The 21,791-nt window shown below is 70.4% G+C and carries 21 protein-coding genes; 5 read left to right on the top strand and 16 right to left on the bottom strand.

From position 1 onward, the window contains the following. Positions 1-6: 6 nt before the first annotated feature. The 8 genes from DWB05_RS05525 to hutU all read right to left on the bottom strand — a co-directional run bounded on the left by DWB05_RS05525 (position 7) and on the right by hutU (position 10,858). Positions 7-831 (bottom strand): MlaE family ABC transporter permease, encoded by an 825-nt coding sequence (locus DWB05_RS05525; protein ID WP_114375803.1) that lies wholly within the window; start codon positions 829-831, stop codon positions 7-9. Further along, the gene (locus tag DWB05_RS05520) at positions 828-3,188 is read right to left on the bottom strand and encodes a cache domain-containing protein (protein ID WP_114375801.1); all 2,361 of its coding nucleotides are present in this window, start codon (positions 3,186-3,188) and stop codon (positions 828-830) included. Before DWB05_RS05520 ends, DWB05_RS05525 begins: the two co-directional genes overlap by 4 nt. A gap of 44 nt (positions 3,189-3,232) precedes the next feature. Next, the gene (locus DWB05_RS05515) at positions 3,233-4,804 is read right to left on the bottom strand and encodes a TRAP transporter large permease (RefSeq protein WP_114375799.1); all 1,572 of its coding nucleotides are present in this window, start codon (positions 4,802-4,804) and stop codon (positions 3,233-3,235) included. Positions 4,805-4,807: 3 nt separating this feature from the next. Beyond that, positions 4,808-5,356, bottom strand: coding sequence for a TRAP transporter small permease subunit (locus DWB05_RS05510; RefSeq protein ID WP_114375797.1), 549 nt, complete (start codon positions 5,354-5,356; stop codon positions 4,808-4,810). Beyond that, the gene (locus DWB05_RS05505; RefSeq protein WP_114375795.1) at positions 5,347-6,429 is read right to left on the bottom strand and encodes a TRAP transporter substrate-binding protein; all 1,083 of its coding nucleotides are present in this window, start codon (positions 6,427-6,429) and stop codon (positions 5,347-5,349) included. The genes DWB05_RS05510 and DWB05_RS05505 overlap by 10 nt, the downstream gene beginning before the upstream one ends. 45 nt (positions 6,430-6,474) lie before the next feature. Then, positions 6,475-7,560 (bottom strand): TRAP transporter substrate-binding protein, encoded by a 1,086-nt coding sequence (locus tag DWB05_RS05500; protein WP_114375793.1) that lies wholly within the window; start codon positions 7,558-7,560, stop codon positions 6,475-6,477. 86 nt (positions 7,561-7,646) lie between these two features. Then, on the bottom strand, positions 7,647-9,179 hold the full coding sequence (gene hutH, locus DWB05_RS05495; protein ID WP_114375791.1) for a histidine ammonia-lyase: 1,533 nt from the start codon (positions 9,177-9,179) through the stop codon (positions 7,647-7,649). Next, positions 9,176-10,858, bottom strand: coding sequence for a urocanate hydratase (gene hutU / locus DWB05_RS05490; protein ID WP_114375788.1), 1,683 nt, complete (start codon positions 10,856-10,858; stop codon positions 9,176-9,178). The genes hutH and hutU overlap by 4 nt, the downstream gene beginning before the upstream one ends. 153 nt (positions 10,859-11,011) lie before the next feature. On the opposite strand from hutU, the gene phnD reads away from it, so the two are divergent. The 3 genes from phnD to phnE (DWB05_RS05475) are packed head-to-tail and all read left to right on the top strand — an operon-like array spanning position 11,012 to position 13,660. Next, positions 11,012-11,932, top strand: coding sequence for a phosphate/phosphite/phosphonate ABC transporter substrate-binding protein (phnD, locus tag DWB05_RS05485; RefSeq protein ID WP_114375787.1), 921 nt, complete (start codon positions 11,012-11,014; stop codon positions 11,930-11,932). A gap of 1 nt (position 11,933) precedes the next feature. Further along, positions 11,934-12,821, top strand: coding sequence for a phosphonate ABC transporter, permease protein PhnE (gene phnE / locus DWB05_RS05480; RefSeq protein WP_114375785.1), 888 nt, complete (start codon positions 11,934-11,936; stop codon positions 12,819-12,821). Continuing rightward, positions 12,818-13,660 carry a phosphonate ABC transporter, permease protein PhnE gene (gene phnE / locus DWB05_RS05475; protein WP_114375782.1) on the top strand — a complete coding sequence of 281 codons (843 nt, stop codon included), beginning with the start codon at positions 12,818-12,820 and terminating at the stop codon, positions 13,658-13,660. The genes phnE (DWB05_RS05480) and phnE (DWB05_RS05475) overlap by 4 nt, the downstream gene beginning before the upstream one ends. Here the strand turns inward: phnE (DWB05_RS05475) and DWB05_RS05470 are convergent. Genes DWB05_RS05470 through phnG form a run of 8 tightly spaced genes read right to left on the bottom strand, consistent with a single transcriptional unit; the run spans position 13,647 to position 19,977 of the window. After that, positions 13,647-14,342 carry a DUF1045 domain-containing protein gene (locus DWB05_RS05470; protein ID WP_198669052.1) on the bottom strand — a complete coding sequence of 232 codons (696 nt, stop codon included), beginning with the start codon at positions 14,340-14,342 and terminating at the stop codon, positions 13,647-13,649. The two genes, phnE (DWB05_RS05475) and DWB05_RS05470, sit on opposite strands and share 14 nt — an antisense overlap. Positions 14,343-14,373: 31 nt before the next feature. Next, positions 14,374-15,516, bottom strand: coding sequence for an alpha-D-ribose 1-methylphosphonate 5-triphosphate diphosphatase (locus tag DWB05_RS05465; protein WP_114375778.1), 1,143 nt, complete (start codon positions 15,514-15,516; stop codon positions 14,374-14,376). Then, the gene (gene phnL / locus DWB05_RS05460; protein WP_114375775.1) at positions 15,513-16,214 is read right to left on the bottom strand and encodes a phosphonate C-P lyase system protein PhnL; all 702 of its coding nucleotides are present in this window, start codon (positions 16,212-16,214) and stop codon (positions 15,513-15,515) included. Before phnL ends, DWB05_RS05465 begins: the two co-directional genes overlap by 4 nt. Beyond that, on the bottom strand, positions 16,211-16,987 hold the full coding sequence (phnK, locus tag DWB05_RS05455; protein WP_114375773.1) for a phosphonate C-P lyase system protein PhnK: 777 nt from the start codon (positions 16,985-16,987) through the stop codon (positions 16,211-16,213). Before phnK ends, phnL begins: the two co-directional genes overlap by 4 nt. Beyond that, positions 16,984-17,829 carry an alpha-D-ribose 1-methylphosphonate 5-phosphate C-P-lyase PhnJ gene (locus tag DWB05_RS05450; RefSeq protein ID WP_114375770.1) on the bottom strand — a complete coding sequence of 282 codons (846 nt, stop codon included), beginning with the start codon at positions 17,827-17,829 and terminating at the stop codon, positions 16,984-16,986. The genes phnK and DWB05_RS05450 overlap by 4 nt, the downstream gene beginning before the upstream one ends. Further along, a complete protein-coding gene (locus DWB05_RS05445) occupies positions 17,826-18,920 on the bottom strand; it encodes a carbon-phosphorus lyase complex subunit (RefSeq protein ID WP_114375768.1) in 1,095 nt (364 codons plus the stop codon). Before DWB05_RS05445 ends, DWB05_RS05450 begins: the two co-directional genes overlap by 4 nt. Positions 18,921-18,924: 4 nt before the next feature. Beyond that, complete coding sequence (gene phnH, locus DWB05_RS05440; protein ID WP_114375766.1) at positions 18,925-19,500, bottom strand: phosphonate C-P lyase system protein PhnH; 576 nt, start codon at positions 19,498-19,500, stop codon at positions 18,925-18,927. A 3-nt stretch (positions 19,501-19,503) separates the two neighbouring features. Continuing rightward, positions 19,504-19,977, bottom strand: coding sequence for a phosphonate C-P lyase system protein PhnG (gene phnG / locus DWB05_RS05435; RefSeq protein WP_114375763.1), 474 nt, complete (start codon positions 19,975-19,977; stop codon positions 19,504-19,506). A gap of 149 nt (positions 19,978-20,126) precedes the next feature. Between phnG and phnF the strand changes: the two genes are divergently transcribed. Both phnF and phnC read left to right on the top strand, forming a co-directional pair. Further along, positions 20,127-20,861 carry a phosphonate metabolism transcriptional regulator PhnF gene (gene phnF / locus DWB05_RS05430; RefSeq protein ID WP_232818401.1) on the top strand — a complete coding sequence of 245 codons (735 nt, stop codon included), beginning with the start codon at positions 20,127-20,129 and terminating at the stop codon, positions 20,859-20,861. Between the two features lie 105 nt (positions 20,862-20,966). Next, positions 20,967-21,776: a phosphonate ABC transporter ATP-binding protein gene (gene phnC / locus DWB05_RS05425; RefSeq protein ID WP_114375761.1), complete on the top strand. Its 810-nt coding sequence runs from the start codon at positions 20,967-20,969 to the stop codon at positions 21,774-21,776. Positions 21,777-21,791 lie beyond the last annotated feature (15 nt).

The following is a 21,791-nucleotide window of genomic DNA, read 5'->3' as shown; positions in this document are numbered from 1 at the left end:
GAGCGCTCAAAGGAGGATGGAAACGATGCCCGAGACGAGAAGGACGGAGAGAAGGGTGTAGGCGAACCCGCGCGGCACGAGACGGGCCGGGACGCTGGCAAGGGAAGGCGCGCCGACCGGCACGGCACAGCAGACGAGCGCCACGACCGCACCGATCAGGACACCCTTCAGAGGGACGAGGATGAAGTCGTTCGGCGCCATCGCCTGCAGGATATCGTCGAGGAAGGACGGCAGGTCGAGCGGGCGGGCACTGACCAGCACATCCATGGTCCAGCCGCTGACCAGAGCGATGGCGACGAACAGGACCGTCAGCGCCGGTGCGGCAATGGCGAAGGCGACAACGCGCGGCAGGACGAGCAGGAGAAGCGGATCGATGCCGCTCGCCGCGAGCAGACGGAAGCGAGCCCCACCTCGAATTTCGCCCACTTCGATCAGTGTCGCGGTGCCGCTGCGCCCGGCCAGCAGCAGGCCGACGACGAGGGGAGCCACCTCGCGGATCAGCAGACCGGCGATGACCTGGTTGATCAGCGTGTCCTGCCCGGCGGCACCAAGCCAGTAGAGCGCCTGAAACACCATGGCGATGCCGACGAGGATCGCCGCGCCGAGGGTGATCGGGAGAGTTCCTCCCGCTGCCCCGGCAAGCAGGCGGCGCAGCTCGGAACGGACAGGGCGGCGCCAGGAGAGGGGGTCCGCCGCCGCGCGGACGGTGGCGAAAGCCATGCCGGTGACGAAACAGGGCCAACGAATGGCGGCGATCACCACGGCACCGACGGCCGCGAGTTGGCGCCTGACGGTACCGCGATGGGCGTCCAGTGCCGCCGAGCTCATCATGTCCGTGCCATCAGATAGTAGGTTGCCGTCTCGCCGCGTCCCTCCAGCCAGAAGCGACCGCGCGGTCGAACGAAGAAAGTGTCCGCCGCGAGAGCTTGGGTCCGCTCACCGACCTGGATCATGCCCTCGGCGGCCGACTCGGCGAGAGCCGTCGCCGCTTCCACCGCCTCGCCCCACAGGTTGAACCCGCCGCCGTCCTCATCGACCACGACGCCGAGGGCATCTCCCGTTGCGATGCCGATTCGGAATGCCGGGCGCCGGTCGGCCTCCAGGAACAGACTGGTCATGGCTTCCTGCAGGGCGAGCGCGGCCTGGCTCATGCGTCGCGCGCCCGCGGCGGGATCGCCGTCGAGACCGGACGCTGCGATCACGCCTTGCCCGGCAAGCCTGAGATAGCCGACTCCTTCCCGCTCGAGCACGCGGCGGATCGTGCTGACGGCTTCGGCTGCAAGCGGGCGGTCCGACGCGCTGCGGGCTGCAAGGGCGGCAGGATCGGTGAACAGCAGGACGAGGACAGTGGCATCGGTGAAGAGTTCGACGTCACCCTCCTTGGACCGGACGCCGAGAGCGGCGAGACGGCCCAGGAACCCGGTGCCCGGCCGCCGTGCTTCCGCCGTGGCGTGGCCGACTGCGGCGGGTTGAGACACCGGGGCGGTCGAGGAGCGGAGCCCGACCCCGTTTCCGGCCTCCCGGCGGAAACGACGCGCCAGAATGGTGGCGGCCGCCTCAGCGAAGACACGCGCGCCATCGGGCGCAGCGGCGGCATCCTCGATCCAGAGGAGCACGACCGTCTCGCCAGCGGATCGGATCGGCACCGAGAGAAGGCGACGGGTGCCGTTGGTCGCGAGGTAGAGTCGCGTCAGGGCGGCGGATCGCGGCTCGGGGCGCGCGGCATCGACCTCAAGCCGGCCCGTCGCCAGCGGGGCGATCGCCTCGCCGATCGTTTCGGCGGAGAGCTGCACGGCGGCGGAATGCAAAGCTGTTTCGGCATCGAAAATGTCGGCGGCGGCCAGACTGCGCCGGCCGGCGCCGATCCGCCACAGACCGACTCGGCGGGCGGAGACGGCGCGCGCGACCGTCTCCGTGATGCGCTGAAGTCCGCGCGGGGCCTGCGGGTCGCCGACATCGGGATCGGTGGCCAGCAGTGCGAGGGCGTTCGTCTCGGCCTCGGTCTCGCGCCGGTAGCGATCGAGATCGCGGGCCCGCGCATCGGCCCGCAGCCCCTCGCGCATCGACAGGGCGGCGAGAATGAGGGCAAGGAGTGCCACGACCGCGCCGGCAGCGAGGACGACGCGGCTGTTGCGGCCGACGAAACCGACGAGGTCGTCCTCCGGCACGACCAGCATCAGCACCCAGTCCCGGCCGACCAGGGTATCGAGCGGCGTGGAGAGGCTGATGTAGCGTTCCCCGCCGATGGCCATCACCCGCCGCCCCGGGCCCTCGAGGCGAAGCGCGTCGAAGGCGCGGGTGAGCACGGGATCCTCGAGCTGGTCGAGCCGCACCGGCTTCAGCGCCTCGCCGTCCTGGCGGATGGTGCGGTCCGCTTCGGGAAAGGCGACGAGGCGGCCGGCACGATCGAGGATCATCGCCTTGCCTGAGCTGCCGACGCGCAGGCTGGACAGGAAATGGCTCAGCGCATCGAGCCGGATGTCGGCCCCGACGACGGCGGCCGGCCGATCCTCGCGCTCGGGCAAGGCGAGGGAAACGGTGAGGCCCGGGACGCGATCGGTGAAGAAGACGTAGATTTCCGTCCAGTGGATGCCGGCACTCGCCATCGCTCCCTTGAACCAGGGACGGGTGCGCGGATCGAAACCATCATCGACGGCATCGCTCTCACGCACGCTCTCGGCGCCGAGGTCGCGTACCTCGATGAAGACCCGCCGTTGCGGATGGGGCTCGATCGTCTTGATCGCGATCGTCTTCTCCCCCTCCCGCCGCGCCATCACGAAGGCGCCGTCCGCACTGCCGTAGAACACGGCGGCGATCTGGGGCACGGCGCTGAGCAGGCCTGCGCCGAAATCGCGCATCCGCGCCGCATCACGACCCAGCGTCTCACCGGCGTGCAGTTCGGCCATGAGCCTGACCGCCCGCTCAGCCGGGCCGAGCCAGGCCGCGACCTCGGTCTCGATCCGTTTCTCGAGCGCCTCGAGCACCGTGTCGGCAAGACGCAGCGCCTCCGCCCGGGTGCCGATGTGACCGATGGCGACCATGCCGAGAGCAGCGGCAACCAGGGCCGCGGCGGCAAGGAAGGGAACCGCGACCCGGAGCAGGCGACGACGCGAGGCGACTTTGGCCGCGCGCGGATCGCGCGACACGTCGATCACCTCCTCGCCGAGGACGGCACGGCCCTCCCGCATGCGACAACCCTATGCCAGATCACGCGCCGGCGGGAATGCCCGCTTCAGCGGCCGAACAGGGCGCGCGGCAGCCAGGTGGCGAGCGGGGGATGCAAGGCGGTGAGCGCAAGCCCGAGCAGCTGGAGGGCGACGAAGGGCACGATGCCGCGGTAGATCTGCGCCGTACGCACCTCGGCCGGTGCGACGCCACGGAGATAGAAGAGGGCGAAGCCGAAAGGCGGGGTGAGGAAGGAGGTCTGCAGGTTCACCGCGATCAGCACACCGAACCAGATCGGGTCGACGTCCATTTGCAGGATGATCGGACCGACGATCGGAATGACGATGATCGCGATCTCGACGAAGTCGAGGAAGAAGCCCAGGGCGAAGACCACAGCCATCACCGCGGCGAGCGCTCCCGTCACCCCACCGGGCAGGGCGGAGAGGGCGGCATGCACCATGTCATCCCCGCCCAGGCCCCGGAAGACGAGGGCAAAGACCGTCGCCCCGATCAACATGGCGAAGATCATCGCCGTGATCGTCAGCGTGGAGCGGGCGACGGTGGCCAGCACGCCGGCGCGCAGGCTTAGCCACACCGCGTGCGCCAGGGAGACGGCGAGGCCCGCGGAGGCGGCAAGGGCGGCGAGGATGGCGAGGCGTTCGGTCGCGGTAGGTGCGGCGCGCCCGAGCCGAAGATCGAAGGAAGAGGCAAGCGCAACGAGCGCGACGGCGGAAAGCACGGCGAGGAGGGAGGGCCAGCGGGAAGCCGAGAGGCGTCGTGCGGCGAGCAGCAGCGCCCCGGCGGCACCGACGGCGGCAGCCTCGGTCGGCGTGGCGATGCCGCCGAGGATGGAACCGAGGACGGAAACGATCAGCACGATCGGCGGGGCGAGGGCGGCGAGCAGCGCGCCCCGCTCGACCGTGCCGCGGGCATCGGGCGGCAGGGGAGGAGCGAGCTCGGGACGCAGCCAGGCGGCGGCCAACTGGTAGGCGATGTAAAGCCCGACGAGCAGGAGCCCCGGGATCAGCGAACCGGCGAAGAGCTGGCCGACGCTCACCGTGGTGATGGAGAACTTGCCCTGGGCGAGCTGCGCCTGCTGGTAGGCGGCGGAGATGATCTCGCCGAGGATCACCATCACGGTCGAGGGCGGGATGATCTGGCCGAGGGTGCCGGCGGCGCAGATCGTGCCGCAGGCGAAACCCGTATCGTACCGGTTGCGCAGCATTGCCGGCAGGGCCATCAGCCCCATCGTCACCACGGTGGCGCCCACGATTCCGGTCGAGGCGGCCAGCAGGGCACCGACCACCGAGACCGAGACGGCGAGACCACCGCGCACGCCACCGAACAGCCGCCCCATCGTTTCCAGGAGGTCCTCCGCGATCTTCGACCGCTCCAGCATCATGCCCATGAAGACGAAGAGCGGGATCGCGATCAGCACCTCCGAGGTCATGATGCCGAAGATGCGGGGGGCGAGCGCGCCGAGGAGAGCCGGCGAGAACACGCCCATCAGCCAGCCGAGCGCGCCGAACAGGATCGCCGAGCCGGTAAGGATGAAGACGACCGGAAACCCGGACAGGATGCCCGCGCAGAGCGCGAGGAACATCAGGAGATCGAGCACACCGCCGAGCCAGTGGGTCATGGTTCAGCGGCGGGCAGGCGCGAAGGCAGGGCCCCGGTGGTCGGGGCGGTGGCCGGCAAGCGTCAGGACGCAGCGGCAGCCATGCGCGATGGCCTGCAGGAGCAGCAAGATCGCCATCGCCGGGATCAGCGACTTGAGGAGATACTGGAACGGAAGCCCACCATAGGCGATCGCCCCTTCGCGGATTCGCCATGAGGCCGCGACGAAGGGCCAGGACGTCCACAGCACGAGAAGCGCGAACGGGATCGCGGCGAGAAGGACGCCGGCGAAATCGATCAGCGCGCGCCGTTTCGGCGACAGCCCCGCCTGCAGGATGTCCACCCGCACATGGCCCTCGTGCAGCATGGTGTAGGCGATGCCGAGCATGAACAGGGTGGCGTGCGTGTACACCACGCTTTCCTGCAGCTGGATGAAGCTCGTCGAGAACCCGTAGCGCAGCAGGACGACGGCGAGCTGCAGGAAGACGAGCAGGACGGCGAGCCACATCACCACGCGCCCGACCGAGTCGCCGATGCGGTCGAGCCCACGGGCGAGAGCGGCGATCAGCCCCACCGCTGCAGCGCGCGACCGGCGTGCGTCGGCACGTAGGCGGTGCCGAAATACTCCACGCCTTGTTGGCGATAGGCGATGATGCTGCGCACGATGGCGCGCTCGAGCGGGTCGGGGATCTCGGCGAGCTCCTGCATCACCGCCCAGGCCGCCTCCGCCATGGCGCGCACGAGGGGCTCCGGCACGGCGCGGACCTGCACGCCCTGACGCTCGACCATCTCGGCGAGCGCGCGCGGGTTCATGTGGTCCCACTCGGCGATGCTCTCCTCGTTCATGCTTTCGCAGGCGAAACGGACGGCGAGCTTCAGATCCTCGGGCAGGGCATCGAAGCGCGGCTTGTGGATCACCGTCTCCAGGCTGGCGGACGGTTCCTGCCCGCACGGCTGATAGTAGAAGCGCGCCACACGGCCGAGTCCCAGCGGCCCGTCCGACCATGGGCCGGCGAATTCGGCCGCGTCGATGGTGCCGGCCTGCAGGGCCTGGAAGACCTCGCCCACCGGCATCTGCTGCACGGCGGCGCCGAGACGCTGATAGACGGCGCCGATCAGCCCACCCGCCCGGATGCGCAGGCCGCGGAAATCCTCCGGACCCGTCAGTTCGCGGCGGAAGAAGCCGGTCCATTGCGGCCCCGAATTGCCGCAGAGAAAGGGTTTGAGGTTGAACCGCGCGTAGAGCTCGTCCCACTGCGCCTGGCCGCCGCCGAAGCGAAGCCAGCCGACGAGTTCGCTGTTGGTCAGGCCGAACGGGAAGCTGCCGATGATCGCGGCGGCGCGCGAACGGCTGAACCAGAAATGCGAGGTGGCGTGGTAGAGATCGGCCGTACCCTGGCTCACCGCGTCGAACACACCGAAGGGAGGCACGATTTCGCCGGCGGCGAACAGGCGGACCGTGATGCGCCCGCCGGTGAGCTGGGTGATGCGGTCGGCCACCTTCTGCGCCTGCGTGCCCGGGCCCGGCAGATTGCGCGGCCAGGACGTGACCATCCGCCACTCCACCCGCCCTTGCGCGATGGCGGGTGCGGCGAGTGCCGCCGTCGCACCAGCAGCACCCGCACGCAGGACCGTTCGCCGTCTCATCGCCGCCCTCTCCTCCCTCGTCGTCGCGTTCGTTCGCACGCTCCCTCAGCCCCAGCGGATCGGCAGGTCGCGCGCGGCGAACTGGCCCGCGTAGGAGTAGCGCATGTACTCGGCCGACTGGTTGCGGAACGCGACATAGGCCTCGGCGATGCGACGGGTCAGCGGATCCTGGTCCTCGCGCAGGCTCTGCAGCACCTCGCCGGCGGCGTTGCCGAGCGCGATGAGGAGGTCGCGCGGGGCCTCGCGCACCACCACGCCGTGGCGGGTGACGAGTTCGCGCAGCGCGACGGCGTGGCGATGGTCGTATTCCGTCACCACCTCGTCGTGCAGGCTCTGGCAGGCCATGCGGATGGCGAGCTTGAGATCGTCCGGCAGGCGATCATAGGCGGCCTTGTTCACGCCGCATTCCTCGGCCGAGGAGGGTTCCTGCACCCCCGGCCAGTAGTAGTTCTTCGCCACCTGATGGAAGCCCAAGGGCGCGTCCGTCCAGGGTCCGACGAATTCCGCGGCGTCGATGGTGCCCGACTGCAGGGCCTGGAAGATCTCCCCACCCGGCAACGTGACCACCGTCGCCCCGACGCGGCGGAACATCTCTCCGCCCAAGCCGGCGGTGCGGAACCTGAGGCCCCGGAAATCCTCCACGCTGCGGATCTCGCGGCGGAACCACCCGAGCCACTGCGGCCCGGAGTTGCCGCAGAGGAACGGTTTGATGCCGAAACGCGCATAGGCCTCGTCATAGAGCGCCTGGCCGCCGCCATGGTTGATCCAGGCCGACTGCTCCTGCGCGGTGAGACCGAAGGGGAAGGAGCCGAAGAAGCCGATGCCGCGCAGCTTGGAGAGCCACAACGACGGCACGGAGTGATACATCTCGGCCGTGCCCTGGCTCACCGCATCGAACACGCCGAGGGCGGGCACGATCTGGCCGGCGCCGAACACGCGCACCGTCAGCCGGCCCCCGGACAGCGCGGTGATCCGCTCGGCGAGCTTGTTCGCCGCCGTGCCCGGCCCGGGCAGGTTCATCGGCCAGGAGGTCACCATGCGCCACTCGAGCCTGCCTTGCGCGATGGCTGGTGTGGCGAGGGTCGCGGCGGTGGCGGCCGCGGCGGCGGAGAGGACGTTCCTGCGACGCATGGGGGGGGCTCCTTATCGCTCGCTCGCCGTGCTCTGGGGTTTCCGGCGCGATGATAGTCCGACGCGCGGCCGGGGCCAGCCCCCGCTCAGCCGGATCGCGACGGCAAGGCGATGGGAGCGAGCGAGGCGAGCCCCCCTTCCGCCACCAGAGCGCGCAGGGCGGCGATGTCGGTTGCGGCCACACGGTCCTCCTCCCAGCGCGGGGCGCGGGTGCGGATCAGGCTCAGCGCCTGCTCGAGCGCCTCCGAGGAGCGGAGCGGGCGGTGCGCCTCCACCGCCTGGGCGGCCACGAGCGCTTCGATGGCGAGGATCGCCTCCAGGTTGTCCAGCATGGCGCCGAGGCGATGTGCGGCGGCGGTCGCCAAGCTCACGTGGTCCTCCTGGTTGGCGCTGGTCGGGATGGTGTCGGTCGAGCGTGGGTTGGCGAGCGCCTTCGTCTCGGCGGCCAGCGCGGCGGCGGTGACGTGGGCAAGCATGAAGCCCGAATCGAGCCCCGGATCGGCGGCGAGGAAAGGCGGAAGACCCGACAGGGCGGGATCCATCAGCAGGGCGATGCGCCGCTCGCTCAGGTTGGCGATCTCGGTGGTGGCGAGGGCGAGGATGTCGGCGGCGAAAGCCACCGGTTCGGCGTGGAAGTTGCCGCCCGAAAGGATCTCTCCCGTCTCGGCGAAAACGAGCGGGTTGTCGGTGACCGCGTTCGCCTCCGCCAGCAGCGTGGCGGCGGCGAAACGGATCAGATCGAGCACCGCGCCCATCACCTGCGGCTGGCAGCGCAGCGAATAGGGGTCCTGCACACGGGGGTCGCCGACCCGGTGGCTGTCGCGGATCGCGCTGCCCGCCAACAGCTCGCGCAAGCAGGCCGCCACCTCGGCCTGGCCGCGATGCCCCCGCAAATCGTGGATGCGTGCATCGAACGGCGTGTCCGCTCCGCGCGCGCCATCCACCGCGAGCGCACCGGTGACGAGCGCGGTAGCGAAGCAGGTCTCGAGCCGGAACAGGGCATCGAGGGCCAGCGCGGTCGACACCTGCGTGCCGTTCAGCAGCGCGAGCCCCTCCTTCGGGGCAAGCACCAGAGGTTCGAGGTCGGCGAAGAGCAAAGCTTCCGACCCCGCAACGATACGCCCGGACGGCAGCCTCGCCTCGCCTTCGCCGATGAGCACCAGAGTCAGATGCGCAAGCGGAGCGAGATCGCCCGAAGCGCCGACCGAGCCTTGCGAGGGGATCACCGGCAGCGCGTCTGACGAGAGGAGGCCAAGCAGCGCCTCGATGACCGCGGGGCGGACGCCGGAGTAGCCGCGGGCGAGGGCGGCGGCTTTCAGAGCAAGAACGAGACGAACGACCGCGTCGGGCAAGGGGGGGCCGACACCGGCGGCATGGCTGCGCACCAGGTTGAGCTGCAGCCGCGCCAGCTTCTCTTCGGCGATGCGCGTGGTGGCGAGACGTCCGAAGCCGGTGTTCACGCCGTAGGCGGGTTCGCCGCGGGAAACGAGGGCGGCGACGGCGGAGGCGGATGCCTCAACCCCCTCGCGCCAGCCCTCGCAGAGCCCGACGGGCCCGGCCTGACGCAGATCGCGCAGCAGGCGAAGCGGCATCGCCCCCGGAACGATGACGCGGCTCATCGCGCGCCCTGCCTGAGCATCGGCAGATCGAGGCCATGCTCCACCGCGCAGGCGATCGCCTCCTCGTAGCCCGCGTCGGCGTGCCGCATCACGCCCGAGGCGGGGTCGTTCCACAGCACGCGCGCCAACCGCTTGGCCGCCGCCGCCGTACCGTCGGCGACGATGACCATGCCGGCGTGCTGCGAGTAGCCCATGCCCACGCCGCCGCCGTGATGGAGCGACACCCAGGTCGCGCCGGAGGCGCAATTGAGCAGCGCGTTCAACAGCGGCCAGTCGGAAACGGCATCCGAGCCGTCGCGCATCGCCTCGGTTTCCCGGTTCGGCGAGGCGACCGAGCCGGAGTCGAGATGATCGCGCCCGATCACGATCGGCGCGGAGACCTCGCCGCGCGCCACCATCTCGTTGAAGGCGAGCCCGACGCGGTGACGCTGGCCGAGACCCAGCCAGCAGATTCGTGCGGGCAGGCCCTGAAAGCGGATGCGCGCTTGCGCCATGTCGAGCCAGCGATGCAGGTGCGGGTCGTCGGGGATCAGTTCCTTCACCCTCTCGTCGGTGCGCCGGATGTCGTCCGGGTCGCCGGAGAGCGCGACCCAGCGGAAGGGGCCGATGCCGCGGCAGAACAGAGGGCGGATGTAGGCCGGCACGAAGCCCGGGAAGGCGAAGGCGTCCGCAAGTCCCTCGTCCTTCGCCATCTGGCGGATGTTGTTCCCATAGTCGAGCACGGGCACGCCCATGCGGTGCCAGGCGAGCATCGCCTCGACCTGCGCCACCATCGAGCGTTTCGCCGCCTTCGCCGTGCCTTGGGGGTCGGTCCGTCGCCGCTCCTCCCATTCGGCGAGCGTCCAGCCGGCCGGCAGGTAGCCGTTGGTCGGGTCATGCGCGCTGGTTTGATCCGTCACCGCATCGGGGCGAATGCCGCGCCGGACGAGCTCTGGATAGATCTCGGCCGCGTTGCCGAGCACGGCGACACTCTTCGCCTCGCGCTTGGCGCAGGCGTCGCGGATCATCGCCAGCGCCTCGTCGAGATCGCGCGCCCAGGCGTCGAGATAGCCGGTGGCGAGCCGCTTCTCGATGCGCGAGGGCTGGCACTCGACGGCGAGCAGCGCCGCGCCGGCGAACACGGCGGCAAGCGGCTGCGCCCCCCCCATGCCGCCCAAGCCCGCGGTCAGGATCCATCGCCCGGACAGATCGCCGCCGTAATGACGGCGACCCACTTCGGCGAAGGTCTCGTAGGTGCCCTGCACGATGCCCTGGCTGCCGATGTAGATCCAGGACCCCGCCGTCATCTGCCCGTACATCATCAGCCCCGCGCGATCGAGCGCATCGAAATGCTCCCACGTCGCCCAGGCGGGAACGAGGTTGGAATTCGCGATCAGCACGCGCGGGGCGTCCGGGTGCGTGCGGAACACGCCGACGGGCTTGCCCGACTGCACGAGCAGCGTGTGCTCCTCGTCGAGGCGCTTGAGGGTGGCGACGATGGCGTCGAACGACGCCCAGTCCCGCGCCGCCTTGCCGATGCCGCCGTAGACGACGAGTTCGTCCGGCCGTTCCGCCACCTCCGGGTCGAGGTTGTTCATCAGCATCCGCAGTGCGGCCTCGGTGGTCCAGGAGCGGGCCGTGAGCGTGGGGCCGCGCGGGGCGCGGATCTCGGGGACGTTGCGTCTGGCGGGCGATGACATCGCGGGCTCCTCGGAGCAGGAAGGGGACGACGGCGAGGGGGCGATTGTCCAGTCTGGTTCAGGATCGGGTTGTCATCGAGACGTCACTGCCAGGTCACCGTGCTGAAACCGGCGGTTGGTAGGCGACGGTGTCATCGATCGGGAGACGGAGCCATGCCCCACCGCCTGCCACGCCGCGGCCTGCTCGCCGCTGCCGCCAGCCTGCCCATTGCGGCTCTCGCGCAGGAGGAGGATTGGCGGCGTCAGTTCCGGGAACTCCGCTTCGCCATGATCAGCTCGGAGAACGAGCGCGACGTGCTTGCCCGGTTCGACGCCTTCGCGCGCCACTTCACGGAGGCGCTCGGCGTGCCGTTCCGCGTCTTCCGTGCCACCGACTATGCCGCGACCGTCGAGGCGCTGCGCGCCGATCAGGCCGAGTTCGGCTATCTCGGCCCGGCGGCGTACGCGCTCGCCCGCCGTGTGGCGGGGGACAAGATCGTGCCCATCGCCTCCGGCACCGACCTCGACGGCGGGGCCGGCTACCATTCGGTCATCATCGTCCGTGCCGACTCGCCCTTCCGCAGCCTCGCCGACTTGCGCGGGCGCACCCTCGCCTGGGCCGACCCGAACAGCGCCTCCGGCTTCGCCGTGCCGCAGTTCTTCCTTCGCCGCGAGGGCATCGACCCGGCGACGTTCTTCGCTCGCACGCCGTTCTCCGGCAACCACGAGCAGAGCGTGATCGGGCTCCTCAACGGCACCTACGACGCTGCCGCCACCTGGTGGACGAACGAACGCCGCAGCAACCCGCAGCGGATGGAGGAGAAGGGCATGATCCCTCCCGGCCAGTGGCGGATCATCTGGACCAGTCCGCTGATCCCGAACAGCCCCTACGTGATGCGCGCCAACCTGCCCGAGCCGCTGAAGGCGCTCTTCGTCGAGACGCTGATGAACCTGCCCGACCGCAACCCGGAGGCTTGGCGTGGTCTCACCAGCGGGCAGTCGCGCGGCCTGATTCCGCGCAGCCACGACGACTACAAGGACATCGTCGAGATCACCGAGGAGCTCGACCGGCTGCGGCGCCAGCGTCGGACCTGAGGTGTTGCGCACGGCGGCGGGCGACGCCGCGGTCGCCCGCTTCGAAGCGCGGTATCGGGCGGAAGCGCGCCGCAAGGCGCTGACCACGGCACTCGGCGGCGCGCTCTTCCTCGCCGCCTGTACCGCTTCGGCCATCGTCGGCGAGATCGACCCCGCCCGCTTCGCCGCCGGCCTGCCCAACATCGTCGACTACGTCGCGCGCACCCTGCCGCCCGTCTCGCGCGAAACCCCGCTCGCCGATCTCGGCGAGTGGTTCTGGGCAATGGACATCTGGCTCGTCTTGCTGGCGGACACGGTGCTGATGGCGATCGTCGGCACGCTGGCCGGAGCGGGCATGGCCTTCCTATTCTGCTTCCACGCCGCGGCCAACCTCGCGCCGAATGGTTGGTCGTTCTTTCTCGCCCGCCGCAGCTTCGAGCTCGCGCGAACGGTGCCCGAACTCGTCTTCGCCCTGATCTTCGTCTACGCCTTCGGCCCGGGGCCCTTCGCCGGCGTGCTCGCGATCGCCATCCACTCCGCCGGCGCCCTCGGCAAGCTGTTCGCGGAGGCGAACGAGAACGCCGATCCGCGCCCCATCGAGGCGCTCAGCGCGGCCGGCGCGACCTGGGCAGAGACCATGCGCTTCGCCGTGCTGCCGCAGACCTTGCCCGATCTCCTCAGCTACAGCCTGCTCCGTTTCGAGATCAACGTGCGCGCCGCCTCCGTGCTGGGCATCGTCGGCGCGGGCGGCATCGGCGAGGAGCTCTACCTCGTCGTCCGTCGCTTCCTCTACGCCGACATCAGCGCGATCGTGCTGCTGATCCTCGCCACCGTCGCGCTGATCGATCTCGTCTGCGAGCGTCTGCGCAAGGGGCTGATCGAGGCAGGCGAGCGCAAGAGGACGCGATGAGACGGCTGGTGATCACGGAGGATGCGGTGGCGGCGATCCGCGCGGCGCATCCGCGCGTCTTCGCGCGCCCGGCTGCCGAGTGCCTTCGCCTCGCCGCCCTCTGGACGCTGGCGGGGCTTGTGCTCGCGATTGCGCTGTGGCGCGTGCTGCCGGACCGGCAGACCTTCATCGCCGGCTTGGGCAAACTCGGTTTCCTCGTGCGCTTCATGATCCCGCCGGCGCATGGCGGGCATCTCGATCAGATGCTCGCGGGGCTGGCCGAGACCTTGACGATGGCCTTCCTCGGCACGCTGCTCGCCGCGCTGGTGGCCGTCCCTTTGGGTTTCCTCGGCGCGCGCAACGTCGTTCCCGTCGGCCTGTTCCACTTCGGCCTCCGGCGCCTGTTCGACGGGCTCAGGGGCATCGACAGCCTGATCTGGGCGATCGTGTTCGTCGCCGCCGTCGGCATGGGGCCGTTCGCCGGCATCCTCGCCATCGCGGTGCCGGATGCCGGGACGCTGGCCAAGCTGTTCGCCGAGGCGATCGAGAACGTGGAGAAGCGCCAGGTCGAGGGGGTGGAGGCGGCGGGCGGCTCGCCGGTCGAGCGGGCGCGCTTCGGCATCCTGCCGCAGGTGCTGCCGCTGATGCTCGCCAACGTCCTCTATTTCTTCGAGAGCAATACGCGCTCCGCCACCATCCTCGGTGTGGTGGGCGCCGGCGGCATCGGGCTTCAGCTGGCGGAGCGGATCCGGCTCGATGATTGGCAGGAGGTCGCGTTCATCATCCTGCTCATCCTCCTCACCGTTTCGCTGATCGACTGGGTGTCGGGGCGGCTGCGCCGGCGTATCATCCTGCCTTGAACGGGTAGCGGCGAAGGAGGCGGAACGGCGCGCCGGCTTCGGGCTCGACATAAAGCGCGACTTCGCGGAAAGCGGGCGGTGCGGCGAGGGCGGGGGCGAAGCGTTCGGCGAGCGCGGCCCGCAACGGCGCGACCCGATCATCGGGCAGGCGCACCGTCAGCGTCATGTGAAACCGCCACTCCTCCATCACATAGGGGTAGCCCCAGGTGTCGAGCAGCCGTTGCTGGCGCGGGGTGAGACCATTCCGCACGCGTTTCGCCAACTCCTCCGCCGTGGGAGGGGCGCGGAAACGGTCGAAGGCGCGCACGGCGTCGTCGGCGAGGGCGGAGAGGGCGGCGGAGGGTTCGCCCGGCACGACGGCGAGGAAGCCGGCGAGCGAGGCCACGATGAGGGGAGGCGACGGAAAGGGCGTGCGTTCTGCGGCGAACTGCGCGAGGGCCGCGTCGAGCCCGGCTTCGGTTTCCCCCTCGGCGAGGCGGAACGGCGCCTTCAGCGTGGCGTGCCAGCCGTAGCGGGCCGCATCCGCGATCAGGCGGGCATGCTCCTCGCGGCGCGCGATCGGTTCCGGATGCGGATCGATCGTCTCGCCGGTCTCCGGATCGCGCCCGAGCCAAGCGCAGCCGGCCCGCCACAAGGGGTGGTCGCGCGGCGGCGCCCAGTAGATCGCATAGCGATAGGCCACGCCGCCCGCTCCCTCCGCTCCGCCGCCCGACTCAGGCGATGCGGCGGCCTTCCCGCCAGACCTGGCGGACGAGCGGATGGCCATCGGCGAGGTGGACCTGCACGAGATCCGCCCTCAGCCCCGGCGCGATCTCGCCGCGATCGGCAAGCCCCACCATGCGAGCGGGTTCGCGGGAGACGGAGGCGATCGCCGCCGGCAGCGCCACGCCGTGCTTCTCGTGCAGCAGGATGGCGGCCGCAAGCATGGACGCCGGGACGTAGTCGGAGGCGAACACGTCGACTAGACCGCGGCGGACGAGATCGGCCGCCGCGACATTGCCGGAGTGGCTGCCGCCGCGCACGATGTTCGGCCCGCCGGCGACCACGCCCATGCCGCGCGCCTTCGCCGCCTCCGCCGCCTCCAGGCTGACCGGGAACTCGCTGATCGTCACCCCCGCCTCGTGCCAGTGCGCGACCTCCTCCGCGGTGCGATCGTCGTGACTGGCCACCGCCACGTCGCGCCCGCGCACATGGGCGAGGATGATCTCGCGGTTGCGTTCGCGCACGCGCTCGCGCGTCTCCCACCGGCGCTTGGCGTAGGCGCGCGCCTCGTCCTCGGTCATGCCGTAGAGGCGCGCGTGCTTCTTCACATACCGATCGAGGTCGGCGAACTGGCCCACGCCGGGCGTGTGATCCATCAGGCTCACCATGCGCACGAGCGGATCGTCCGCCACCGGCTCGAAGGCCTCCGCCATCGCCTCGACGGAGATCTCGCAGCGCAGGTGCAGGAAGTGCTCGGCGCGCAGAAGCCCGCGCGGGGCGAGCGCGCGCAATTCCGCCACCCCCTCGCGGAACATCTGGTCGCGATAGTCGGCGTGCTCGACCTCGCCGACGCAAAGCGCATCGAGCACGGTGGTGACGCCGGCCGCGGCGACCTGGGCGTCGTGCGCGAGCAGGGCCGCGCGGGCCGACCAGCGAACGCCCGGCCGCGGCATCATGTGCCGCTCGAGATTATCTGTGTGCACGTCGACCAGGCCGGGCAGGAGCAAGTCCCCCTCGAGGTCGAGGGCCGAGGTGAGGTGACTGCGACCACGCTCGACCGCACCGATGCGATCGCCGCGCACCACCACCGTGCCGAGGAAGTCCTCCTCGCCCGTCACCACGCGCGCGTTGGTGAGAACGAGTTCCGCGCTCATGCCGCCTCCGCCAGCGGAGCGAGGGCGAACTCGCGCGTGGCGACACGCCGCCGCACGGCGGGGTCGTGGAAGATGCCGACGATGGCGGCCCCGCGCACGCGCGCCTCTTCGATGAAGGACAGAGCGATGTCGGCGTTCACGGCATCAAGGCTCGCGGTCGGTTCGTCGATCAGCATGATCGGATAGGGGGCGATGAACCCTCGGGCGAGATTCACCCTCTGCTGTTCGCCGCCCGAGAAGGTCGCCGGGGGGAGATGCCATAGCCGTTCGGGCAGGTTCAAGCGCGCGAGCATCGCATCTGCCGCGCGCAACGCCGCCTGCTCGCTCTCGCCCCTGTGAACGAGCGGTTCGGCCACGATCGCGCGCGCCGGCACACGGGGGATCACGCGCAGGAACTGCGACACATAGCCCACCGTGTCGCGCCGAATGGCAAGGATACGCCGCGGGTCGGCGGAGGCGATGTCGATCAACTCGCCGTGGTGGCGAACGAGGATCCTCCCCCCGTGCGGCAGGTAGGTGCCGTAGAGCGCGCGTAGCAGCGTGCTCTTGCCGGCCCCCGAGGGGCCGACGAGGGCGAGGCATTCGCCGGGAAACACGGCGAGCGACAGGTCGCGCAGCACCGGCAGCCGCACACCGCCCTGCAGGTGCAGGGTGAAGGTCTTCGCCAGGCCTTCGACGACGATCGCGGGGTCGCTCATGCGGCAAGCACGGAGGAGACGAGCAGCTGGCTGTAGGGGTGCTGCGGATCGTCCAGCACCTGGTCGGTCAGCCCCGCCTCGACGACCCGGCCACGCTGCATGACCAGGATGCGCTGCGCGAGCAGGCGCGCGACACCGAGGTCGTGCGTCACCACGATCACCGAGAGCCCGAGCTCGGCGACGAGGCGACGGATGAGGTCGAGCAGGCGTGCCTGAACGGAGACGTCGAGCCCGCCGGTCGGTTCGTCCATCAACACGAGGCGCGGATTGATGACGAGCACGCGGGCGATCTGCAGCCTCTGCTGCATGCCCCCCGAAAAGGTGCGCGGCAGGTCATCGATCCTGGCTTGGTCGATCTCGACCCGGTCGAGCCAGACGAGCGCCTGGGCGCGGATGTTGCCCCAGTGCCGGGCGCCGGCGGCCATCAGGCGCTCGCCGACATTGGCACCCGCCGAGTGGGAAAGGCGAAGCCCGTCGCGCGGGTTCTGGTGCACGAAGCCCCACTCGGTGCGGGCGAGCAGGCGACGGCGCGGCTCGTCGAGAACCGTGAGCTCGACTTCGCCGAAGCGGTCGGAGCGGTAGCGGATGGAGCCGGCCGTGGGCCGGAGGAAGCCGTGGATCGCGCGCAACAGGGTGGTCTTGCCCGATCCGCTTTCGCCCACGATGGCGAGCACTTCGCCGGGCCAGAGGTCGAAGGAAACGCCATCGACGGCGGCGAGCGCGCCGAAGCGCACGGAAAGATCGTGCACGGAGAGCAGGGGGGCGTCCGTCATGCCGCCTTGCCTTTCGCCCGGCGGCGTTCGCACCAGTCGGTGTCGCTGCAGATGAAGCGACGTGTGCCGCGATCGTCGATCAGGATCTCATCGAGATAGGAGTCGGTGGCTCCGCACAGCATGCAGGCGGCGTCGGCCTTCCAGGGGCGGAACGGATGGTCCTCGAAGGCGAGCGACACGACATCGGTGTGCGGTGGCACGGCGTAGAGCCGCTTCTCGCGCCCCGCGCCGAACAGGTGGATCGCCGGCGAGCGGTGGAGCTTGGGGTTGTCGAAGGCCGGAATGGGGGAGGGCGCCATCACGTAGCGGCCGTGCACCAGCACGGGATAGTCGTAGGCGAGGGTGATGCGGCCGTGCCGCGCGATGTCCTCGTAGAGCTTGACGTGCATGATGCCGTACTCGGCGAGGGCGTGCAGGCGCCGCGTCTCCGCCCGCGAGGGTTCGAGCCGCCACAGGGGCTCCGGCTGCGGCACCTGGTAGACCATGATCTGGCCCGGGCGCAGCGGTGTTTCGGGGATCCGATGGCGCGTCTGGATGATGGTCGCCTCCTCGGTGCGCGTGGTGGTGCGCACGCCGGCCACCCGGGTGAAGAACTGACGGATGGAGACCGCGTTGGTGGTGTCGTCCGCCCCCTGGTCGATCACCTTCAGCACGTCGTCACGGCCGATGACGGCCGCCGTCACCTGCATCCCGCCCGTGCCCCAGCCGCGGGCGAGCGGCATCTCGCGCGAGGCGAAGGGCACCTGATGGCCGGGGATGGCGAGCGCCTTGAGGAGGGCGCGCCGGATCTCGCGCTTCGTCTGCTCGTCGAGATAGGCGAAATTGTAGGGGGTCGCGCTCATTCCGCAGCCTCGCGGATGGTTTCGGCGCGCCCGGCCGCCTCCGCCCGCAACGCCCTGATCAGTTCGAGTTCGGACTGGAAGTCGACGTAGTGGGGCAGCTTCAGATGCTGCACGAAGCCGGAGGCCTCGACGTGGTCGGCGTGCGAGAGGACGAATTCCTCGTCCTGGGCGGGGGCGACGACGTCCTCGCCGAGTTCGCGCGCCTGCAGCGCGCGATCGACCAGTGCCATGCCCATCGCGCGGCGTTCCGCATGGCCGAAGACGAGGCCGTAGCCGCGGGTGAACTGCGGCGGTTCGGTTTTCGAGCCCTTGAACTGGTTCACCATCTGGCACTCGGTGACCGCGATGTCGCCGATCTCGATCGGGAACCCGAGCTCCTCCGGCACGATCTCGACCGCCACCGTGCCGTAACGGATTTCGGCGGCGAAGGGGTGGGTGCCGCCGTAGCCGCGCTGCGTGGAGTAGCCCATCGCGAGCAGGAATCCCTCGTCGCCGCGGGCGAGAGCCTGCAGGCGCAGCGCGCGCGGGGCCGGAAACAGGAGCGGCTCGCGGGTGAGATCCGGCGGGGGGGTGCCGTCATCCGGCTCGCGGGCGAGCAGCCCTTCTGCTTCGAGCGCGGCGGTGGCGCGCGGCATCTCGGCATCGACCGGGGCGTCGCCGGCGGGCGCGGGGGGAGGCTCCTCGTCCGTGAGCAGACCGAAATCGAGCAGGCGATGGGTGTAGTCGTAGGTCGGGCCGAGAACCTGGCCACCCGGCAGGTCCTTGTAGGTGGCGCTGATGCGGCGCGTGATCGTCATCCGCGCCGTGTCAATGGGCTGGCTCGCGCCGAAGCGGGGCAGGGTGGTGCGGAAGGCGCGCAGCAGGAATGCCGCTTCCTGCAGGTCGCCCTGCGCCTGTTTGACGGCGAGCGCGGCGAGTTCGCGATCGTAGAGGCTCGCTTCCCCCATCACGCGGTCGACGGCGAGGCCGAGCTGCTCTGCGATCTGCGCCACCGCGATTTGCGGCACGGTGCGGTCGCCGCGGCGGGTGTGGGCGAGCAACGTGCGGCTGGCCTCGATCGCCGCCTCACCGCCTTTCACCGCGACATACATCGGCTCAGCCCTCCCGCACCGCGGTGGTGCGCGGCAGGGCGGCGGCCTCTGTCCCGCTGACAAGAATGACGTCCACGCCGCGCGGATAGAGGGCGAAGTTGCACGCGCGCCAGCTCACGAACCCGTTCGGCAGGCCGGCCACCCGCAGCACCGTCTCCCCGGCGATGCCCGGTCCGCTGAGCCGAAGCGCGCAGCCGGTGCCGAAGGCCTCGACGAGGAGGACGAGGGTCGCCGACCGTTCGGGCGCCTCATCCGTGCCGGTGGCGAGCGCATCGAAGGGCGCCGCGACGCCGCAAGCGAAGGCGAAGGTGGCCGCGCCGGGATCGGCAACGATCGGGCTCGCGGCATGAAATCGCAGCCACGCGCGCACGGGTGGGCTGGCCAGCCGGCCGTCAAGCCACACGGGCGTGTCGCCATCGCACAAGGCGAGCGCGATCGCCGCCGCCGCCGGAGGCAAGGGGGGCGGCGTGTCGGGTTGCGGCAAGGAGACGACGGTGCCGGGCCGGGCGGTCGCTTCCAGCAGGGCGCGGAAGGCCGCCTGCGCGTCGTGGACCGGATCGGCGAAGCCGCGCGCCAGCACTGCTCACCCCATGCGCGCGAGGGTTTGGAAATCCACCCGGGTCGCCGCCGCGCGTCGCCGCACCTGCTCGCGTTCCATCGCCTGCCGCCTTTCCTCCGGCTCGATCAGCGCCTCGTTGAGCCGGGCGAACAGCGCGGTCTGCAGCAGGGCGTCGCACACCGCCGCCAGTTCCGCCCGACGCTCATCCCGCCCGGCGAGCCAGGCGTGCCCGACGGTGCCGCACGGCAAGGCGACCGAGCAGCGGGTGACCGTCATCTCACCGAGGTTGAAGGGCGACCCATCGCCGCCGATGCGACCGCGCACCATGATCATGCCCGTTTCCGGCCCGCGCAGCCGTGTCCAGGCCGGGGCCGGGTCGAGGGTGGCGAGCGCCGCCCTCAGGCTCTCACGCGGGGCGCGGGCGAGCACGCCGAGCCAGCGGCGTCGGGGTGCGGACGGATCGGTGGCTTCGGCCGAGGGGTTGGCAGACTGGGTCATGGGCGGTTGAGGCCGAAAAGATCTAGACGTTCGAACATTGGCATGACTACACTGCCGCGACAATAACCGAGCCGTCCGCGCAAACACGTGACCGTATCGTGACAGGCGCCCCCGACGACGCAGCAGGACCGCTCGATGCGGACGACGGCGTGGCCGCCACGGCCATCGCCCGCCGGGCCGGGGTGACGCTTTGGCGCCAGATCGAATCCATCCTCGCCGGCGAACTCGCCTCCGGCGCGATCAAGCCGGGCCAAAAACTGCCGACGGAACAGCAGCTCTCCGCCCGCTTCCGGGTCAACCGCCACACCGTGCGCCGTGCGATGGTGGAGCTGGAGCGGCGCGGTCTGATCCGCATCGAACAGGGCCGCGGCACCTTCGCCGCGGACGACGTGATCGACTACGCGCTGAGCCCGCGCACGCGGTTTTCCGAGATCATCGCCCGGCAGAACCGCGAACCCTCGGGGCGCATCCTCCGCGTGGCGGAGGTGCTGGCCGACGAGGCGGCGGCGAAGGCGCTCGGCGTGCGGTGCGGGCGTCTCCTGTGGCGGATCGATCGCCTCGGCTCCGCCGACGGCAGGCCGGTCAGTTTCGCCCGGCACCACTTTCCGCAAAGCCGCTTCCCGAGGCTGCCGGATGCCGTCTCGGACTCCGGCGGGTCGATCACGCGCGCCCTCGCCGCCAGCGGTGTCGCGGAGTATTTCCGACGCTCGACCCGCATCGGCGCCCGTCTGCCCATGCCTGAGGAGGCGGAGCTCCTCGAGCATCCGCGCAGCCGCGCCGTGCTGGTCACCGAAGCGGTGAACGTCGATGCCGAGGGCGTGCCGATCGAGTACGGGGTCGCCGTCTATCCGGCCGGGCGGGTGCAGCTCTCGGTCGAGTTCTGATCCTTCGCCTTGGGCGGCGATCACGACCGCTCTGTCATCGAACGATCATTCCCCCTGTGCGCCGACTGCGGCTATCTGGCCAGCCGCCTGCACACGCGAGGGAGCATGTTGGAGCTCGTCGGTCTGACCAGACGTTTCGGTCACGTCACTGCTGTCGACTCGGTGTCCCTCGCCATCCCGCAGGGGCAGATGGTCGGCATCATCGGCCGATCCGGTGCGGGCAAATCCACCTTGCTCCGCCTGATCAACCGCCTGATCGAGCCGACCGCCGGACGGGTGGTGTTCGAGGGCCGCGACGTCACCGCGCTGCGCGGGCGCGCCTTGCGGAACTGGCGTACCGACTGCGCGATGATCTTCCAGCAGTTCAACCTGGTCCAGCGGCTGGATGTGCTGACCAACGTGCTGATCGGCCGGCTCAATCACCGCGGCACGCTCTCCTCGCTGTTCAAGCTGTTCTCGGCCGAGGAGCGCGCACTCGCCATCCGCACCCTCGATCGCTTCGACCTCGCGGAGGCCGCTCTGCAGCGCGCCGACACGCTGTCGGGCGGGCAACAGCAGCGTGTGGCGATCGCGCGCGCGCTGATGCAGGAGCCGCGCGTCATCCTCGCCGACGAGCCGATCGCCTCGCTCGATCCGCGCAACGGCAAGGTGGTGATGGATGCGCTGAGGCGGATCAACCGCGAGGACGGGCTGACCGTGCTGTGCAACTTGCACACCCTCGATACCGCCCGGCAGTACTGCGACCGCATCGTCGGCATGAGCCGCGGCCGCGTCGTGTTCGATGGCGTGCCCGCGCAACTGACGGCCGAGATGGTGCGCGAGATCTACGGCATGACCGAGGACGAGCTCGAGGCGGCGGAAACGGTGACCAGCACCGCCCTCGACACGGTCGCGCGAGCCGCTGCCGCCGCCTGACCCCTTCATCGATCT

This window comes from Elioraea thermophila (ex Habib et al. 2022), from assembly GCF_003336755.1.
GTDB classification, from domain to species: Bacteria; Pseudomonadota; Alphaproteobacteria; order Acetobacterales; family Acetobacteraceae; genus Elioraea; species Elioraea thermophila.
The sequence above is the reverse complement of the archived record's forward strand: the minus strand, read 5'-3'. Positions and strand labels throughout refer to the sequence as shown.

Excerpts from the sequence above, each read along its gene's own strand:
- DWB05_RS05525 (WP_114375803.1), bottom strand. The coding sequence starts at position 831 with ATGATGAGCTCGGCGGCACTGGACGCCCATCGCGGTACCGTCAGGCGC.
- DWB05_RS05520 (WP_114375801.1), bottom strand. The coding sequence starts at position 3,188 with ATGCGGGAGGGCCGTGCCGTCCTCGGCGAGGAGGTGATCGACGTGTCG.
- DWB05_RS05515 (WP_114375799.1), bottom strand. The coding sequence starts at position 4,804 with ATGACCCACTGGCTCGGCGGTGTGCTCGATCTCCTGATGTTCCTCGCG.
- DWB05_RS05505 (WP_114375795.1), bottom strand. The coding sequence starts at position 6,429 with ATGAGACGGCGAACGGTCCTGCGTGCGGGTGCTGCTGGTGCGACGGCG.
- DWB05_RS05500 (WP_114375793.1), bottom strand. The coding sequence starts at position 7,560 with ATGCGTCGCAGGAACGTCCTCTCCGCCGCCGCGGCCGCCACCGCCGCG.
- hutH (WP_114375791.1), bottom strand. The coding sequence starts at position 9,179 with ATGAGCCGCGTCATCGTTCCGGGGGCGATGCCGCTTCGCCTGCTGCGC.
- hutU (WP_114375788.1), bottom strand. The coding sequence starts at position 10,858 with ATGTCATCGCCCGCCAGACGCAACGTCCCCGAGATCCGCGCCCCGCGC.
- phnD (WP_114375787.1), top strand. The coding sequence starts at position 11,012 with ATGCCCCACCGCCTGCCACGCCGCGGCCTGCTCGCCGCTGCCGCCAGC.
- phnE (WP_114375782.1), top strand. The coding sequence starts at position 12,818 with ATGAGACGGCTGGTGATCACGGAGGATGCGGTGGCGGCGATCCGCGCG.
- DWB05_RS05465 (WP_114375778.1), bottom strand. The coding sequence starts at position 15,516 with ATGAGCGCGGAACTCGTTCTCACCAACGCGCGCGTGGTGACGGGCGAG.
- phnL (WP_114375775.1), bottom strand. The coding sequence starts at position 16,214 with ATGAGCGACCCCGCGATCGTCGTCGAAGGCCTGGCGAAGACCTTCACC.
- phnK (WP_114375773.1), bottom strand. The coding sequence starts at position 16,987 with ATGACGGACGCCCCCCTGCTCTCCGTGCACGATCTTTCCGTGCGCTTC.
- DWB05_RS05450 (WP_114375770.1), bottom strand. The coding sequence starts at position 17,829 with ATGAGCGCGACCCCCTACAATTTCGCCTATCTCGACGAGCAGACGAAG.
- DWB05_RS05445 (WP_114375768.1), bottom strand. The coding sequence starts at position 18,920 with ATGTATGTCGCGGTGAAAGGCGGTGAGGCGGCGATCGAGGCCAGCCGC.
- phnG (WP_114375763.1), bottom strand. The coding sequence starts at position 19,977 with ATGACCCAGTCTGCCAACCCCTCGGCCGAAGCCACCGATCCGTCCGCA.
- phnC (WP_114375761.1), top strand. The coding sequence starts at position 20,967 with ATGTTGGAGCTCGTCGGTCTGACCAGACGTTTCGGTCACGTCACTGCT.